Genomic DNA, 16,251 nt, shown 5'->3' with positions numbered 1-16,251 from the left:
TGTTACTCCGTTTGTTGTTTGGCGGACAGGTCTTGGTGCTGGTACTGCTGTTGTGCGGTGGCTGGCTGCGGGGTGGTGAAAGACAGCATGCGCTGCTCCACCCGCTGTACCGGCATCTGCATGTGCTTGGCTTCGGGATGGGCGAAGAAGGTCTTGGCCAGCACCGTGATGAGGGCGATCTTGACCACCAGCAGCAGGGTGATCTCCACCCCCAGCGGCAGCTGGGTCAGGCGTGGCCAGCGCCACGGGCGTTTGCGCAAGGATGAGGCGAGTTGCATGCGGATTACTCCTTTTCGTTGCTGCTGCCGCCGACGCGGAACTTGTCGCGCACGTCCAGCAGCTTCTTGACCTTGGAACCCATCTTCATCAACGACACCAGCGTTTCCGGTGAAAGACGCTGCACATCGTCGAACCAGGAACTGGAGAGTTCGATCAGTTCATACATCTCGCGCATGCGCTTTTGCACTTCCTTGTCGTCCTTGCTGCCGGGCGCTTCCAGCAGGGCGTCGCGCAGCATGGAGAGGGTCGGCTCGATCTCGCGGCGGCGGCGTTCCTCCAGCAGCACCTTGAAGATGTCCCAGATGTCGCCGGGCGGTTCGAAATATTCACGGCGATCACCGGGTTTGTGCAGCAGCTTCACCAGCCGCCAGGACTGCAATTCCTTCAATCCCATGCTCACGTTGGAGCGCGAAAAACTGAGGTACTCGGCGATCTCGTCAGCATTGAGCGCGCGCCCGCAGATGTAGAGCAGGGCATAAATCTGGCCCACGGTGCGATTGATGCCCCAGCGGCTGCCCATCTCGCCGAAGTGGCTGATGAAGCGCTGCATGAGCGGGCTGAGTACGTTGTTTTCCATGTCGAAGTCTTTTGAAATTTCAGTAATTACTGAAATTTAAAGCAATTGCTTGACCCATCGCAATGTCACGCACCTGTGTATTTGCTGATAACAGTTATCACGGATGAGAATGACGCGCGCCCGGCGCGCAAGGCGCGGGCGAGGGCCGTCTGCAGGCTCAGAGACTGACAGGGGTGAAGGCGCTTATTAACGTCTCTTCATGACGACATCGCGTCTTGTGAACTTCCCGGTTTCACAAGGACGCAGCCCTGTTCAGCATCATGTTGCGCTGCATGAACGTATTTTCACGCTTTCCTACAAAGCCAGAAGGATTTGGCTGATAGGAAACCTGATGCGGATCAAATAAGGTGCATTTGCAGCTCAGCCGTAGCGCGGAAAGGGGTTGGAAAACGACATCTCCGCCACGCTCCAGGTGAAGTACTGAGTGCAACTGAGGACGACTGAGTGCACGCGTCCACCGGGTTTCTTCACCTCGGTGGCGAGGGGCTGGCGGGCTGGGGTTGCCCGTGGCGCACGCGTGCTGCGTCCTCTTTTTCCAAGGATGAACATTTATGCTGGGTTTCGATTTCCGCGTGGCCAGGATCGTCTGGACCGTCTTCCTGGTGGCATTGCTGCTCTATGTCACCTATACCATTTCAGCCACTGTGCTGGTGCTGGTGTTTGCCGTCTTCTTCAGTTACCTGGTCTATCCGCTGGTGGAGCAGGTCGAGCGCGTGCGCCCGGCCAAGGTGCCGCGTGCGGTCTCCATTGCGGTGGTGTTCGTGCTGGCCATCGGCATCGTGGCGGTGGTGGCGACCATCTTTGGCGCGCGCATCCAGGAGGAAGCCTTGCGCCTGTCCGAGCAACTGCCGGCGCTGCTGCGTTCCAATGATGCGGTCTCCAAGATCCCGCTGCCGGGCTTTGCCGAACCGCTGCGCGCACGCATCCTCGGCTTCATCCGCGACCAGCTCGCCAACGGCACCGACCAGGCCATGCCGCTGGCCAAGCAGTTCGGGGTGGGCGTGATGCATGCGGCCAGCAACCTGATTTATCTTGTGTTGGTGCCGGTGATCAGCTTCCTGCTCATCAAGGAAGCGCCGGCCATGCGCGATGAAATCCTGTCCTGGATGAACCGTTCCAACCGCAAGCTGTGGGATGGCATCATCAAGGATCTCGACGTGCTGCTCTCGCGCTATGTGCGCGCGCTGCTGTTCCTTTCCATTGCTACCCTCGTGGCCTACAGCATCGCCTTCTCGCTCATGGGCGTGCCCTACGCCATGCTGCTGGCGGGCCTGGCGGCGGTGCTGGAATTCATTCCCTTTGCCGGTCCGCTGGCCGCCAGTGCAGCCGCTCTGGTGGTGGCCGGCTTCAGCGGTTATGACCACCTGCTGTGGCTGGTGGGTTTCATCGTCGCCTATCGGGTGTTCCAGGATTACGTACTCAATCCCTACCTGATGAGCGAGGGCGTGGAAGTGAGCCCGCTGATGGTGATCCTGGGCCTGCTGGCCGGTGACCAACTGGGCGGGGTAGCGGGTATCTTCCTGTCGGTGCCGGTGATGGCAGCCTTGAAGATCATCTTCACGCGCGCCTCGGCGGCTCAGAAGGCAAGACGTGCGGCCGAAGCGCGCGAGGCTGAGCTGGCGGCCCAGGCCGCACAGGAAGCGCTCAGGTCGGCAGAGGTGGCGGAGCCTGCAACTGCCCGGCCTGCGTTGCCGCCGACGGGAAGAACAAGCTGAAGCGGATCCAGCCCGGCTGCGGGCATTCAACGGCCGCCGTGCCTCGATGCAAGGCCATGATGGCCTTGACGATGGCCAGTCCAAGGCCGTTGGATTCAGTGAAGGCGCTGCGCGAACGGTCGCCGCGATAGAAACGGTCGAACATCCGCGCCATCGCATGGGGCGTGACACCCTCGCAGCGGTTGTCCACTAGGATGCGGCTGCCGCTGGCGTCGTTCTCGGCCTGGATGCGGATGACGCTGTCGGCCTCGCCGTAGCGCACCGCATTGATGACCAGGTTGTTCACCGCCCGCCGCCACATGTCGCGGTTGGCGTGGCAAGTACCCTGGGCCTGCAGTTCGAAGCGCAGGCCGCGTTCGTCGGCGATACCGTCGAAGTAATCGGTCACCTTGCCCAATTCTTCATGCAGGTCCAGCGCGCTGCATTCCACGGCCAGCGTCGCATGGTCGGCTTGCGCCAGGAACAGGATGTTCTCGACGATGCGCGAGAGCCGCTGCAATTCCTCCACATTCGATTCGAGCAATTGTTCATATTCTTCCAGGCTACGCCGTTGGCCCAGTGCCACCTGGCTCTGGCCCATCAGCACGTTGATGGGCGTGCGGATCTCGTGGGCCAGGTCGCCGGAGAATTGCGCCAGGTGGTCGTAGCCGGCTTCCAGCCGGTCCAGCATGGCATTGAAGGAGAGCGCCACGCGTCGCAACTCGGAGGGCATGCCGTCCTGCTCCAGGCGGGTGGAGAGCCTATCCGGCGTGATCTGGGCGGCGCGCTGGCTCATCGCTTCCAGCGGCTGCAGCCCGCGCCGCAGCAGCAGGAATCCCAAGAGCGAGGTCAGCAAGATGGCAGCGCCCGCCGCACCGGCAATGCGCCAGCGGTAGCTGTGCATCATGCGGCTTTCCTGCACCATCACATAGGCGGCCACGATCTCCACGCGGTCGCCGCCTGCGCCACCCTTGCCCACATCAGCCAGCGCCGAGACCCAGCGCACCTTCACGCCATCGGCGCGGTAGCTGGTCTGCAGGCTGGCCGAGCTGACCGGGCGTCCCACCGGAAGCGGGGTCATGTCGGGCGGCTGCAGGTGGTCGGGATTGCTCTGGATGAAGGGCGCTTCACCCTGGCGGCGGAAGATGCGCACATCCTGCTCATTGCCCATCATGCTTTCGAAGAGGGCCGGGCGCTGCTCCATCTGCTCGACGTTGTAGAGGTCGTGCATCAGGTTGCGGAAGTGTTCCACGCGCCCGATCAGGGCCTGGTCGGCCCGCTGCGAGAGGGCGACCCCGGCCGCGCGATCCAGGTAAAAACCTAGGCCGGTGACCACCAGCGCAGTCATCAGCGCGAACAGGGCGGTGACGCGGGAAGTGAGAGTCCAGCCGTGTACGGGTGTGGCACCGGCGTTCATGGGTTTTCCGAAAACATGTAGCCGACGCTGCGCACGGTGTGGATCAGTTTTTTCTCGAAGGGCGCATCGATCTTGGCGCGCAGGCGCTTGATGGCGACATCGACCACGTTGGTGTCGCTGTCAAAGTTCATGTCCCAGATCTGCGAGGCGATCACGGACCGTGACAGTGCCTCGTCCCGGCGCTTGATGAGCAGGTGCAGCAGCATGAATTCCTTGTTGGTCAGGGCGATATGAATGCCCTGGCGCGTGACCTTGTGGCGCACGTGGTCCAGCTGCAGGTCGGCGATCTCATAGACCTCGGCTTCGCGCGTGACGCCCCGGCGCAGCAGGGTGCGGATGCGCAGCACCAGTTCAGTGAAGGAAAAGGGTTTCACCAGGTAGTCATCCGCCCCCAGCTGCAGGCCGCGGATGCGGTCTTCCACCTGGTCCTTGGCGGTCAGGAACAGCACCGGCAGGTCACGCTTGCTACGCAGTGCGCTCATGACCTGCCAGCCGTCCAGGCCGGGCAGCATCACGTCCAGCACCACCAGGTCGTAGTCCTGTTCCAGTGCCATGTGCAGGCCGTCACTGCCGGTGCGGGCGAGGTCGACGGCATAGCCGGATTCGCGCAAGCCTTTGCGCAGGTAGTCACCGGTCTTGGGGTCGTCTTCGATTACCAGGATGGCCATGCTGTGGGAAACCGTGTGAAGTGGAATGGACGGGAAGTGCCGCTGCAAAGGCGGCCCGGATCGGAGAGAATGAACCGGAAAATGCACTCGATTCTAGCAATGGAGGGATTTTTCTTCATGACAAAATTGTCATCAAAATGCCACCCGGGCGTCACCGCGCCGCTTTTACCATGGCATCTCATCGGCGAGGTCCAGGCCTTGCCTCCGCTTTGCATTCACTTCCTTTTTTGCCGGAGCGCACCATGCTGATCAAGATTCGTCCCGACCAGATTGACATCCCGACCGCCTCCGAGATCACCCCGCGTGATCTCTACCTGTCGCGCCGCAGCTTCATGGCGCGCGTGGCGGCCGGTGCCGCGCTGGCCGGCGGCATGGGCGCGCTGCCGCAAGCCTTCGCCCAGCAGGGCAAGAAGCTGCCGGCCCAGCTCAATAACGCCTTCGCGGTCATGGACAAGCAGACCGCCTACAAGGACGCCACCAGCTACAACAATTACTACGAGTTCGGTACCGACAAGGCCGATCCGGCCAAGAATGCCGGCAGCCTGAAAACCAGCCCGTGGACCATCGACATCGAAGGCGAGGTCAAGAAGCCCATGACCCTGGACCTGGATGCCCTGACCAAGCTGGCCCCGCTGGAAGAGCGCATCTACCGCATGCGCTGTGTGGAAGGCTGGTCGATGGTGATCCCCTGGATCGGCTATTCGCTTTCGGCCCTCATCAAGAAGGCCGAACCCACGGGCAATGCCAAGTATGTCGAATTCGTCACCCTGGCCGACAAGAAGCAGATGCCGGGCTTGTCCACCCCCATCCTGAACTGGCCGTATCGTGAAGGTTTGCGCCTGGACGAAGCCAATCACCCGCTCACTTTGCTGACCCTGGGCATGTACGGCGAAGTCCTGCCCAACCAGAACGGCGCACCGGTGCGCATCATCGTGCCCTGGAAATATGGCTTCAAGTCGGCCAAGTCCATCGTCAAAATCCGCTTCGTCAAGGAAGAACCCAAGACCGCCTGGAATCTCTACGCCCCGCAGGAATACGGCTTCTACTCCAACGTCAACCCCAACGTGGACCACCCGCGCTGGTCGCAGGCCAGCGAGCGCCGCATCGGCGAGGACGGCTTCTTCGCACCCAAGCGCAAGACGCTGATGTTCAACGGATACAACGACGTGGCCAGCCTGTACACCGGCATGGACCTGCGCAAGTTCTTCTGAGGATCGGATCCGGCATGCAGCTCGCTCCCGCCGCCTTGCGCAATCTCAAGCCGCGCTCCGTGACGGGGCTGTGGTGGCTGTTCCTGGCCTTGGCCTTCATTCCGCTGGGGCGGCTGGTGGTGCTGGGCTTCACCGGCGGCCTGGGGGCCAATCCGCTGGAGTTCATCACCCACAGCACCGGCGACTGGACCTTGTACCTGTTCTGCATCACCCTGGCGGTGACGCCCCTGCGCAAGATCACCGGGCTGAACTGGCTGGTGCGCATGCGCCGCATGCTGGGGCTGATGGCGTTTCTGTATCTGTGCCTGCACTTCACGACCTTCGTCTGGTTCGATCACTTCTTCGACCTGGGCGAGATCTGGAAGGACATCGTCAAGCGGCCCTTCATCACCGTGGGCGTGCTGGCGCTGCTGCTGTCGATCCCGCTGGCCATCACCAGTACCAACGGCATGGTGCGGCGTCTTGGCGGCAAGCGCTGGCAGGCCCTGCACCGGTTGGTCTATGTCATCGTGCCGCTGGGCGTGTTGCACTACTGGTGGGACAAGGCTGGCAAGAACCTGATCGCCCAGCCGCTGCTGTTCGCGATGCTGGTCGGGGTGATGCTCGCCTTGCGGCTACTGTGGCGGCGCAGCGGCACATCGGGCACGGCGGGAAAGCCCGTGCGGCGCTGAATGCTTCACATCCTGTACGTTTGACCTGATCGTTCTCACCGATTTTCTGATTTTTTCCTGCCCTGTCGGAGCCTGCCATGTCCCTGTTCAAACCTGCCGTCCTGGCCTCTGCGGCCAGCCTTTGCCTGGCGCTGGCCAGTGCATCCACTTTCGCGGCCGAGGCGGCGGTGGCCGTGCCCGCCCCCAGCGGCAAGGCGATGCTGGCCTCCACTGCCAACACCGCCACCGTGGTCCTCGCGGGTGGCTGCTTCTGGGGTGTGCAGGGGGTGTTCCAGCATACCCAGGGCGTGTTGCAGGCGGTGTCCGGTTATGCCGGTGGCAAGGCTGATTCGGCCACCTATTCCATGGTCAGTTCGGGGACCACCGGCCACGCTGAAGCGGTGCAGGTGACCTACGATCCGCGCAAGATTTCCTATGGCCAGATCCTGCAGATCTATTTTTCGGTGGCGCATGACCCGACCCAGCTCAATCGCCAGGGCCCGGACCATGGCACGCAATATCGTTCGGCCATTTTCACCGCCAGCGACGAACAGGCCCAGGCCACCCAGGCCTACATCGCCCAGATCAATGCCGCCAAGGTCTTCAGCGCCCCCATCGTGACCCAGGTGACGCCGCTGCAAGGCTTCTACCGGGCCGAGGATTACCATCAGGATTACGCCACCCTGCATCCGAACCAGCCCTACATCGCCTACAACGACCTGCCCAAGATCAGCAACCTGCAGAAGATGTACCCGGCCATCTATCGTGCCGATCCGGTGCTGGTGTTCAAGCGCTGACGCAGTACCCCGGCAGGGATGAGACAATACGCGGGTTTGTCTCATCCCGCCTGCCATGAACGCCACTCAATCCCTGCGCCTCGCCCTCGACCATTTCCACCAGGATGACTACGCCGCCGCCGAACAAGTGCTGTTCGGCTTGCTGGAGACCCATCCCCGGCACAAGGATGCGCTGCAGCTGCTGGGCAGCGTGGTAGCGGCACAAGGGCGTTTCGAAGAAGCCGCCCTGGCCTGGCAGCAGGCCTTGCCGCTGGTCGATCCCGACAGCGAGGAGGCTCTGGCCCTGCGCTACCGTCTGGGCCGTGCCTTCTACGAGCTGGGTCGATATGAAGACAGCTTTTTGCTGTATCGCGACCTGATCGAGGCGGGGCATGAACGTCCTGAGTTCTTCGTCGCCGCCTCGGCCGCCTTGCAGGGCATGTCGCCCTCCGGCAAGAACGATGTTCAGGCGCTGGCCTTGCTGGAAGAGGCATTGCAGCGCAATCCCGATGTTCCCAATGCATGGCACCGCAAGGCGCAGCTGCATGAACGCGCCGGCCAATGGGAAGCCGCACGCGAATGTCTTCGCCAGGTGCTGCTGCGCTCCGATGAGCAAGCCCAATACTGGCTGGACGCGGGCCTGATCGAACATGCATCGGGTCAATATGAGCAAGCGCTGCGCTATTACGACCGCGCCCTCATCCTCGACCCCGACCTGGTGGATGCCCATGTCAGCCGTGGCACCACCCTGGCGCGCCTGCGCGACCACGAGGAAGCCATCGACAGCTTCCGCCGCGCCCTGCGCATGGACGCCGGCGATGCCGATGCCCACGTCAATCTGGCCCTGTCGCTGCTGGTGCTGGGCCGTCTGGAAGAAGCCTTGCCGCTCTACGAATGGCGTTGGGAAGGACGCGCGGCCGATCCTTATCGCCACGCCACCATCCCGCCCTGGAACGGCGCCAGCTCGCTGGCCGGCAAGCGCATCCTGCTGTGGGCCGAGCAGGGGCAGGGCGATACCATCCAGTTCAGCCGCTACGTGCAGCAGATCGTCGAGGCCGGGGCCGAGGTGGTGTTCGAGGTTCCGGAAAGTCTGTTCACCTTGATGCAGGGCTTGCCGGTGGCCCCGCGCATTGAGCTGGTGGCGACCGGAGGCGCATTGCCCGCCATCGACTATCAGTTGCCGCTGATGAGCCTGCCGCTGGTATGCAATACGACGATGGACAACATCCCGGCACCGGTGCCTTACCTGAACGTTCATATCGACCTGAAGCGGCAGTGGGAGCGGCAGCTCGACGCGCTGGCAGCGCGTGCGCCGCGGCAGGTGCGCGTGGGCATCATCGGCGCCGGCAACCCCGGCAACGTCAACGATGCGCGCCGGTCTATCCCGCTGGAGCGCTTTGCAGCATTGGCGAAGGCGCGTGACGGGTTGTCCTTCTTCGTGATCCAGCCCGATCTGCGCACCGCCGATGCGCAATGGCTGCAGCAGGCCGGGCCGCAGTGGCATGCCGTGGGGGAGGGCATTGGCGATTTCGCCGATACGGCAGCCGTGCTTTGCTGCATGGACCTGGTCATCAGTGTCGATACGGCAGCCGCCCACCTGGCCGGCGCGCTCGGCTTGCCAGTCTGGATCGCCTTGCCGTATGCGCCGGACTGGCGCTGGTTCCTGCAGCGCCATGACTCGCCCTGGTATCCGGCGGCGCGGCTGTTCCGCCAGCAGCGGGCAGGCGACTGGGACGAGGTCATCACCACCCTGCGCGCCGCCCTGGCGGTGGAGGCGTTTTCTTCCTGAGGGACCGCGCACCCCTCGCATCCCCCCGGCTGCAGACGTTCTTGGCAGGGTCTGCAGCTGTTCTTCATTAATGTTTGTAGTAATTCTCGAATTTTTTCGAGGATATATGAAGATTCCCGCACCAAGGGACAATTAGTTCACCCCGGTTCTTTCCGCGATCATCCAAGCCAATTCTCGTCTCCCGTCATCGCAGCCGGCCGGCTGCGCTGCCGCCTTTGCGGCTGCTGTCCGGCCAGTTTGCAGGTGCGTGAAGCATGGCGCCCGGCGCCGTCTTCCGGCCTGCCGCGAGACCTTCCTCCCTGGACGAGATCCAACCTGAAATGAGCGCAGATGAACCACATCCTCCCCCCCCGGCCGCGCGTGCCTCCCGCAGTCCTCCCCGATCCTGCCGTATCAGCGCTGGCGTAGCCGGCTGGCTGCGGTGATGGCGGTGTCCCTGGGCGTGCTGAGCCTGCCGGCCGGCGCCGTGACCCTGGGCGAACTGGTCAAGCAGGCCGCCTTCAACAATCCTGCTGCGGTAGCACGCCAACGCGCCGTCGATGCTGCTGCCGAGAGCATCTCGTCGGCCCGCTGGCAATTCTTCCCCACGCCATCGATGTCGGTCGAACGTGCGGGCATGACCAGTTCGCGCGACATTTCCTACAACGGCGACGACACCGTGGTCACCCTGCGCCTGCAGCAGACCCTGTGGTCGGGCGGCCGCCTGACGGCCCAGCTGGAACAGGCCGGGTTCAATCACGAGTCCGCCGAGGAAGCCCTGCGTGAACAGCGCTTCCGCCTGGCCGAGCAGGTCATTTCGCAATACAGCCTGTGGGTACGTTCGGACCTGGCCACTGAAGCCAACCAGAAGAACCTGAAGGCGCTGGAAGACTTCCTCGCGCAGAGCCAGCGCCGCGAGAAGGAAGGCGCCGCTGCACGGGTCGACGTGACGCTGGTGCGGGGCCGCCGCGAGCAGGCCCTGACCGATTTGCTGGCCTCCAAGGCCAGCCGGCAATCGGCGCGCCTGCAGCTGGAACAATTGGTGGGGCTGCCCCTGACTGATGAAGAATTGCGCGCCGACGTGAACCGGATGAAGGTCAGCGAGGACCTCCCCGCACTGACCGACAACATGCTCCAGAGCAGCCCGCTGCTCAAGCGCCTGCGCGCCGATGCCAAGGTGCAGGAGGCCGCCATCGCGATCCGCAGCGCCTCCTACTGGCCGGAAGTCTATGCCCGCCTGGAACACCAGCGCGGCAATTTCAGCGTGCCCCACACGCCCAATGCCAACCGTGCCTTCATCGGCATGCAGATGCAGCTGGGTGCCGGGCTGTCGCTGGGTTCCGAGGTCTCTGCGGCCAAGGGACGCTACCAGGCGGCCTTGCTGGCGGTGGATGCGGCGCGGCTAGAACTGATCTCGCAGATCGGCGCGACCTACACGGAATACCAGCAGGCCGAGGCGCGCTCGCGCAACCTGGAAGAGGTCAGCCTGTCGGCCGACGAGGTGCTGGCTTCCTATACGCGCCAGTATCTCTCCGGCCGGCGCTCCTGGCTGGACGTGATGAATGCCGTGCGCGAAGTGGTGCAGACCGAATTGCAGAAGGCCGATGTCACCGCCATGATCATCGCCGACGGCCGCAAGCTGCACCTGTGGGCTTACGGACTGGATCAGGTGCGCTGAGCTGGTCCGAACGAGGGGAAGGGCGCCGCCGCTGGCGCCCTCATGTCGCTGTGGCGAGAAAGAACATGAACAAAAAAGCGCATTTCAAGCGCGCCATCCAGCGCAACGAATTCATCGTCGTCTATCAGCCCATCGTGGCGCTGGCCGATGGCAGCTGCACGGGGGCCGAGGTCCTGGTCCGCTGGCAGCGCGACGATGGTGCACTGCTGGGCCCGGACCGCTTCTTGCCGGATGCGCAGCGCCACGGCTATCTGGCGGCGATCACCGATCTGGTGCTGGCGCGGACCATCGCCGACATGGCGCCGATCCTGTGCAGCCATCCGGGGTTGCACGTAGCCGTCAACATCCCGGCGCAGGACATCAACAGCGGACGCATCCTGAAGGCGATCGAGCGCCACCTGGCCGGCACCGGCATTGCCGCACGCCAGCTCTGGCTGGAAATTACCGAAGGCAGCAGTATGGAAACTGCCTCTTGCCGTGCCGTCATGGAACAGTTGCGAGGCAACGGCCATCTGCTCGCCCTGGATGATTTCGGAACGGGGTATTCCTCCCTGCGCTACCTGCACGAATTGCCCTGCGATGTGCTCAAGCTGGATCGTTCTTTCGTCACCAGCATCGGTACCGAACGGCCACCGCATCCGGTGCTCAGCTGCATCATCGACCTGGCCCGCAAGCTCAAGCTCAAGATCGTGGCCGAGGGGGTAGAGACTGCGGTACAGGCGCGCTATCTGGAACACGCAGGCGTCGATTATGCCCAAGGATGGCACTACGCAAGGCCCATGCTGGCGGCTGAGTTTGCCCGTCATTGCGCACTCAATACCTTGCTGTCTTGCGCGCCTCCAGCGCCGGCCGTGCAAGACGAACCGCTATCGGTAATGGCGCTGGACCCGTTATCTGCCCCTGCCTCCGCGGACTGATTCCTGCTGCCATGGATGGCGCTGGCAGATAGCGGGACGGACCAGTTTCTTCTTCCTGTGAACGCTTCTTCTTTCGTTGCTCACGTGTTAGTGATCGATGGCAGAAACTAACACTTAAGACATCATATGGACCGCACCATCGGACAATACTTAATCTTCATTTTGTTAGATAAAGTTACCTCCGCGTCGCTGTTCATGGTCTAGCGGCGACGCTGTCACCAGTGCTGACTGCATGTCGGATCAACAGGTGGCGAATGGCATCAAGCTCCCCTCGAATGCAATCTGGTTCGAGGGGAGTTCTCGTTTTAAAGCCGCGTATTTCAGGGTATTTCATCGATTGATACCTTCTTTTGATCTGAGAGAAAGAAGGGATATTCATTTCTCTTCGCCGGCGACCAGTCTTCTCTTTGTTTCTTCCCTCTGTGACTTCATCACGGGTCAGAAAACATCGTCATTTACTAAGTTTTTTGGTGTGTGGAAATATTTCCAAAATGAACTAAAGGACAATTAAATATTTCTATATTTTCAAAGATCATGAGCCTCATTGACGATCTGCCGCAGCGCCTGAATCCGGACTTGATCTCCCTCGGTTTTGCCCGTTTCTGCCGCGTGGCGAAGCACCATCGTTGACGTGATTCTGGTTGTTTCCGGTATCGCGTGACGCATCGTCCCAGGGGTTCTCTCCCGCTTTTCGCTCTCACTGTCGGTCAAGCCGAGTACGTCCGAAGACGCGCCATCGACAGTCCTTCCCGGGAAGGAAGGCCGATCGTCGCGACTGATATCAAACCAAACGAATCGCCATGAGAAAGAATATTCCTCCCCGTTCCAGTTCACCGCCTCCTGCCGGCATCGCGTCCGTGGCCGGTGCTGCCTGGCCGCGAGCCAAGCGCCTTGCCCGTCTGTCGGGAGGCTTGCCATGAGTGAACTGGCTTCTTCCCTTTCATGGGCCGTGACCACCGCCGCACGGCGCCACGGCGTGGTGATCGACAGCGTCCGGCTCAATACGGCCATCACGCAAGCGATGGTCAAGAATGGTATGGCGGGCATCGACATCAATAGCCTCTGCGCTGCCCTGAGCCTGCCCAAGTCGCAGCGTCTGCCCAAGCCGGACCGCGCGCAGCTGCCCATGCTGGGGGTCGTCGGCGACCGGGGCTGGGGCGTGATCGTCGACCAGCGTCCGGACGGACGCTGGATCTTCATCAGTGAAGAAGGCCATGCCCTGGTCAGCGACAGCGAACTGGGGGAGGGTGCCTACAAACTCGATTTTGCCGCCCTCGGCAACAAGCCGGACCAGCACGGCTTTGAGCGCGTGTTCAAAGAAGCGCTCGCCGAATACCGGCCCATCATCCTGGAAGTGGTCATTGCCTCGGTCGTCATGAGCGTCATTGCGCTGGGCGCCTCGATCTTCTCCATGCAGGTCTATGACCGCGTCATCCCGACCCACGGCGTGGCCACGCTGATCGTGCTGGCCATCGGCGTGTCGCTGGCCATTCTCTTCGAGCTGGGCATGAAGTTCGCGCGCTCCCACATCATGGACAGCGTGGTCTCCGGCCTCGATGCCAAGCTTTCGCAGGCGCTCTTCGAACGCTTGCTGTCGGTCCGCGTGGACCAGTTGCCAGGTTCCGTCGGCAGCCTGGCCGGGCAGTTGCGCGGATATGAACAGATCCGCTCCTTCTATACCTCGCAAACGCTGTTCACCCTGGTCGACTTGCCGCTGGGCCTGCTGTTCGTGCTGGTCATCGCCTTCATCGCCAGCCCCTGGATGGCGCTGGTACCGACCGTCTTCGGGTTGGCGGCCATCGGCATCGGCTACCTCTCCAACCGCAAGGTGGTGCGCCTGGCCGACAAGAGCGCGGCCGCCTCCAATCTCAAGACCGGCCTGCTGGTGGAGACGGTGGAGGGGGTGGAAACCATCAAGTCCGGTTCCGGCGGCTGGAAGTTTCTCTCGCGCTGGATCGACGTGAGCGCCGAATCCATCCGCAGCGACATGGCCATGCGCGCCATCGGCGACCATGCCGGCTACATCGCCGCCATGCTGCAGCAACTGAGCTATTCGACCACCGTCATCGTCGGCTCCTTCCTGGTCATCAACGGCCAGATCACCATGGGGGCGCTGATCGCCTGCTCCATCCTGGGCGGCCGCATCCTGGCCCCGGTGGCCATGATTCCCGGCCTGATGGTGCAGCGCGCACATACCAAGGCCACCCTGGCCGGACTGGAAAAGATCTACGCCCTGCAGACTGACCAGGGCAACGAACGCCAGTTGACCCCGGATACCGGCACCAGCGTGTGGAACTGGAGCTATACGCTCACGGCGGCCGACTGGCAGGCGCTGGGCGCAGATGGTGTCAATGGGGTGGAAAAGATCATCGGCATCCAGTCGCACAACACCGTCAAGGGCCTCGACTCCATCCGGGTGACGCATAGCGTCATGATCGATACCACCCCGCCCGTATTCACTGCGCAGCTGGCACTGGCCAGCGATACCGGCACGCCCGGTGACGGCATCACCAGCGTCGGCAAGGTTCTGGTCTCCGGATTGGAAGCCGCTGCCCGCTGGGCCTACAAGATCGATGGCGGCGATTATCAGCCGGGTAGCGGAGGCAGCTTCACCATCGCCGGGGATGGCGCCCACACCGTCAAGGTGCGCCAGACCGACCGCGCCGGCAACGACAGCGCGGAGCAGGTTCTGACGATGATCCTGGACACGGCAGCGCCCGCCAAGCTGAGCGCCACCCTGGCACGCGATACCGGCAGCAGCGGCCTCGACCGGCTGACCAACGATGGCACGCTCAACGTCAGTGGTGTCGAGAGCGGCGCCAGCTGGCAATACAGCCTGGACAGTGGCGTGACCTGGAGCAACGGCAGCGGCGGCAGCTTCAATATCAAGGGGGTAGCGGATGGTGCCGGCAATGTTGACGGCGCCAAGAAGGTGGTCGTGCGCCAGACCGACGTGGCCGGCAATGTCGGTGCCAACAGCGCCGCAGTCAGTTTCACGCTCGACACTACGCTGCCTGCCAAGCCCACCCTGGCGCTGGCCAAGGACAGTGGCAATACGAGCGACCGCATCACCAATGAGGGGACGGTCAACGTCAGCAAGCTGGAGTCCGGTGCCAGCTGGCAATATAGCCTGGACAACGGCACCACTTGGCAGGACGGCACTGCTGCCAGCTTCCGCTTTGCCGGCACCGCCGATGACGGTGGCGGCAGTGATGGTGCCAAGAACATGCTGGTCCGCCAGACCGATGCCGCCGGCAACGTCAGTCCCAACAGCGACAAGTTCAGCTTCACCCTGGATACGACTGCGCCCGCAGCCCCCGCGCTGGCGCTGTCGGTCGACAGCGGCAATCCGACCGACAAGATCACCAACAACGCCACCTTCAAGGTGAGCGGTGTTGAGGCCGGGGCGAGCTGGCAATACAGCCTGGACAGCGGTACCACCTGGAGCAATGGTTCAGGCACCAGCGTCAAGCTGTCCGGCCTGCCGGACGGCAACAAGACCATGATCGTGCGACAGATCGATGTGGCCGGCAACGTGGGCAACAGCAGCGATGCCGTCAGCATCACGCTCGATACGGCAGCGCCGGCCAACCCCGGCAACACCCATACGATCTTCGGTGTGTGATGTGAAGCAACGCACCGCAAGACATTGAGCAGCAAACGCATCGGTCCCCATCCGGGGCCGATGCCAGGCGCAAACAGGCGCACGGGCCGGCAGGGTCTCGTGCGCATCATTTCAAACCAGATGAAGGAGAAAACCAATGGCAGCCCCCACCGCAGATTCCGATGACCAGAACTTCTGGCCCGGTTACGTCGATTCCATGGTCAACATGGTGATGTACCTCTTGCTGCTGATCGCCATCCTGGCCATGGCCGTGATGTACTTTTCCATGCGCGCCCGTGACGAAGCCAAGGACAGCAAGGCGACCGAACTGGAGATGCCGGGAAAGCCCTTCCCCAAGGCGCTGCCCGGCCCCAACGTACTCACGCCGGTCAGTCCCAGTGCCGAGGAGCTGCATGCCCAGATTGAGCAGATGCGGCAGACGCTCAATAACAACGAGGTCCGCTACAAGGCCGATGTGGCCGAACTGAAGGAAAAGCTGCGCGAGAGCGACCAGCGCTTCAAGGCTTCGGGCCTGGCCAAGATCGAGAAGCCCAACCAGAAGGAACGCGGCAACAACATGAAGTCCACGCCCGAAGCCGACCTGGCCAAGGAAGGGACTTCCGAGCGTGTACTCAACGCCAGCGGCACGCCCGGCGCGCTGCCCACCGGCGTGGAGCAGTTTGCCTTGCGGCCCAGCGTGCTGATCGTGCGCTTCCGTCCAGGTACCGTGGACCTGAGTCCGGACGAAGCCAGGCGCATGAACGAGACCTTCATCAAGCACTTCGAATGGAACGCCAGCCTCGAACAGAACTTCACCATTTCCTCGGCAGCCGTGGAGGGCTTGTCGGAGTCCAACCGCATGGCCTTCTATCGCGTGGTGGCGGTGCGCAACCACCTGCTGTCCATCGGCGTGCCGGCGGCCCGTATCCGCCAGCGCATCGAACCGATCCCGGCGGCCCGCCAGAGTGGCACGGAAGGCCTGGAAATCCGTATCCAGAAAAGCGAATGAGGA

General features: G+C 62.7%; 13 protein-coding genes. 9 read left to right on the top strand and 4 right to left on the bottom strand.

The window, feature by feature from the left end; translation table 11 throughout:
* Positions 1-2: 2 nt before the first annotated feature.
* Together cydP and ACLRDN_RS16170 are read right to left on the bottom strand one after the other, a co-directional pair.
* A complete protein-coding gene (cydP, locus tag ACLRDN_RS16175; protein ID WP_287027655.1) occupies positions 3-278 on the bottom strand; it encodes a cytochrome oxidase putative small subunit CydP in 276 nt (91 codons plus the stop codon).
* Positions 279-283: 5 nt separating this feature from the next.
* Positions 284-856 carry a GbsR/MarR family transcriptional regulator gene (locus tag ACLRDN_RS16170; RefSeq protein WP_088753293.1) on the bottom strand — a complete coding sequence of 191 codons (573 nt, stop codon included), beginning with the start codon at positions 854-856 and terminating at the stop codon, positions 284-286.
* 551 nt (positions 857-1,407) lie between these two features.
* On the opposite strand from ACLRDN_RS16170, the gene ACLRDN_RS16165 reads away from it, so the two are divergent.
* Positions 1,408-2,571, top strand: a complete 1,164-nt coding sequence (locus ACLRDN_RS16165) for an AI-2E family transporter (protein WP_413457119.1) — start codon at positions 1,408-1,410, stop codon at positions 2,569-2,571.
* Here the strand turns inward: ACLRDN_RS16165 and ACLRDN_RS16160 are convergent.
* Both ACLRDN_RS16160 and ACLRDN_RS16155 read right to left on the bottom strand, forming a co-directional pair.
* On the bottom strand, positions 2,501-3,967 hold the full coding sequence (locus ACLRDN_RS16160) for a heavy metal sensor histidine kinase (RefSeq protein WP_413457118.1): 1,467 nt from the start codon (positions 3,965-3,967) through the stop codon (positions 2,501-2,503). The two genes, ACLRDN_RS16165 and ACLRDN_RS16160, sit on opposite strands and share 71 nt — an antisense overlap.
* The gene (locus ACLRDN_RS16155) at positions 3,964-4,635 is read right to left on the bottom strand and encodes a heavy metal response regulator transcription factor (protein WP_121042020.1); all 672 of its coding nucleotides are present in this window, start codon (positions 4,633-4,635) and stop codon (positions 3,964-3,966) included. Before ACLRDN_RS16155 ends, ACLRDN_RS16160 begins: the two co-directional genes overlap by 4 nt.
* 242 nt (positions 4,636-4,877) lie before the next feature.
* Here ACLRDN_RS16155 and msrP point away from each other — a divergent pair, with 242 nt between their 5' ends.
* From msrP to ACLRDN_RS16115, 8 genes are all read left to right on the top strand, one after another.
* A complete protein-coding gene (gene msrP / locus ACLRDN_RS16150; RefSeq protein WP_413457117.1) occupies positions 4,878-5,846 on the top strand; it encodes a protein-methionine-sulfoxide reductase catalytic subunit MsrP in 969 nt (322 codons plus the stop codon).
* A gap of 14 nt (positions 5,847-5,860) precedes the next feature.
* Positions 5,861-6,517: a sulfite oxidase heme-binding subunit YedZ gene (locus tag ACLRDN_RS16145; protein ID WP_413457116.1), complete on the top strand. Its 657-nt coding sequence runs from the start codon at positions 5,861-5,863 to the stop codon at positions 6,515-6,517.
* A 77-nt stretch (positions 6,518-6,594) separates the two neighbouring features.
* Positions 6,595-7,293, top strand: a complete 699-nt coding sequence (gene msrA, locus ACLRDN_RS16140; RefSeq protein WP_413457115.1) for a peptide-methionine (S)-S-oxide reductase MsrA — start codon at positions 6,595-6,597, stop codon at positions 7,291-7,293.
* A gap of 55 nt (positions 7,294-7,348) precedes the next feature.
* Positions 7,349-9,061 (top strand): tetratricopeptide repeat protein, encoded by a 1,713-nt coding sequence (locus ACLRDN_RS16135; protein WP_413457114.1) that lies wholly within the window; start codon positions 7,349-7,351, stop codon positions 9,059-9,061.
* A 424-nt stretch (positions 9,062-9,485) separates the two neighbouring features.
* Positions 9,486-10,718: a TolC family protein gene (locus ACLRDN_RS16130; protein WP_413457113.1), complete on the top strand. Its 1,233-nt coding sequence runs from the start codon at positions 9,486-9,488 to the stop codon at positions 10,716-10,718.
* Positions 10,719-10,783: 65 nt separating this feature from the next.
* Positions 10,784-11,635, top strand: a complete 852-nt coding sequence (locus ACLRDN_RS16125; RefSeq protein WP_413457112.1) for an EAL domain-containing protein — start codon at positions 10,784-10,786, stop codon at positions 11,633-11,635.
* 916 nt (positions 11,636-12,551) lie between these two features.
* Positions 12,552-15,260: an Ig-like domain-containing protein gene (locus ACLRDN_RS16120; protein WP_413457111.1), complete on the top strand. Its 2,709-nt coding sequence runs from the start codon at positions 12,552-12,554 to the stop codon at positions 15,258-15,260.
* Between the two features lie 136 nt (positions 15,261-15,396).
* The gene (locus tag ACLRDN_RS16115) at positions 15,397-16,248 is read left to right on the top strand and encodes a vesicle formation protein (protein ID WP_413457110.1); all 852 of its coding nucleotides are present in this window, start codon (positions 15,397-15,399) and stop codon (positions 16,246-16,248) included.
* Positions 16,249-16,251: the final 3 nt, after the last annotated feature.

The sequence above is a fragment of the Herbaspirillum huttiense genome (assembly GCF_047300815.1).
Taxonomy (GTDB): Bacteria; Pseudomonadota; Gammaproteobacteria; order Burkholderiales; family Burkholderiaceae_D; genus Herbaspirillum; species Herbaspirillum huttiense_A.
The sequence above is the reverse complement of the archived record's forward strand: the minus strand, read 5'-3'. Positions and strand labels throughout refer to the sequence as shown.

Excerpts from the sequence above, each read along its gene's own strand:
- ACLRDN_RS16145 (WP_413457116.1), top strand. The coding sequence starts at position 5,861 with ATGCAGCTCGCTCCCGCCGCCTTGCGCAATCTCAAGCCGCGCTCCGTG.
- ACLRDN_RS16125 (WP_413457112.1), top strand. The coding sequence starts at position 10,784 with ATGAACAAAAAAGCGCATTTCAAGCGCGCCATCCAGCGCAACGAATTC.
- ACLRDN_RS16165 (WP_413457119.1), top strand. The coding sequence starts at position 1,408 with ATGCTGGGTTTCGATTTCCGCGTGGCCAGGATCGTCTGGACCGTCTTC.
- msrP (WP_413457117.1), top strand. The coding sequence starts at position 4,878 with ATGCTGATCAAGATTCGTCCCGACCAGATTGACATCCCGACCGCCTCC.
- ACLRDN_RS16135 (WP_413457114.1), top strand. The coding sequence starts at position 7,349 with ATGAACGCCACTCAATCCCTGCGCCTCGCCCTCGACCATTTCCACCAG.
- ACLRDN_RS16120 (WP_413457111.1), top strand. The coding sequence starts at position 12,552 with ATGAGTGAACTGGCTTCTTCCCTTTCATGGGCCGTGACCACCGCCGCA.
- ACLRDN_RS16160 (WP_413457118.1), bottom strand. The coding sequence starts at position 3,967 with ATGAACGCCGGTGCCACACCCGTACACGGCTGGACTCTCACTTCCCGC.
- ACLRDN_RS16130 (WP_413457113.1), top strand. The coding sequence starts at position 9,486 with ATGGCGGTGTCCCTGGGCGTGCTGAGCCTGCCGGCCGGCGCCGTGACC.
- ACLRDN_RS16155 (WP_121042020.1), bottom strand. The coding sequence starts at position 4,635 with ATGGCCATCCTGGTAATCGAAGACGACCCCAAGACCGGTGACTACCTG.
- msrA (WP_413457115.1), top strand. The coding sequence starts at position 6,595 with ATGTCCCTGTTCAAACCTGCCGTCCTGGCCTCTGCGGCCAGCCTTTGC.
- cydP (WP_287027655.1), bottom strand. The coding sequence starts at position 278 with ATGCAACTCGCCTCATCCTTGCGCAAACGCCCGTGGCGCTGGCCACGC.
- ACLRDN_RS16115 (WP_413457110.1), top strand. The coding sequence starts at position 15,397 with ATGGCAGCCCCCACCGCAGATTCCGATGACCAGAACTTCTGGCCCGGT.
- ACLRDN_RS16170 (WP_088753293.1), bottom strand. The coding sequence starts at position 856 with ATGGAAAACAACGTACTCAGCCCGCTCATGCAGCGCTTCATCAGCCAC.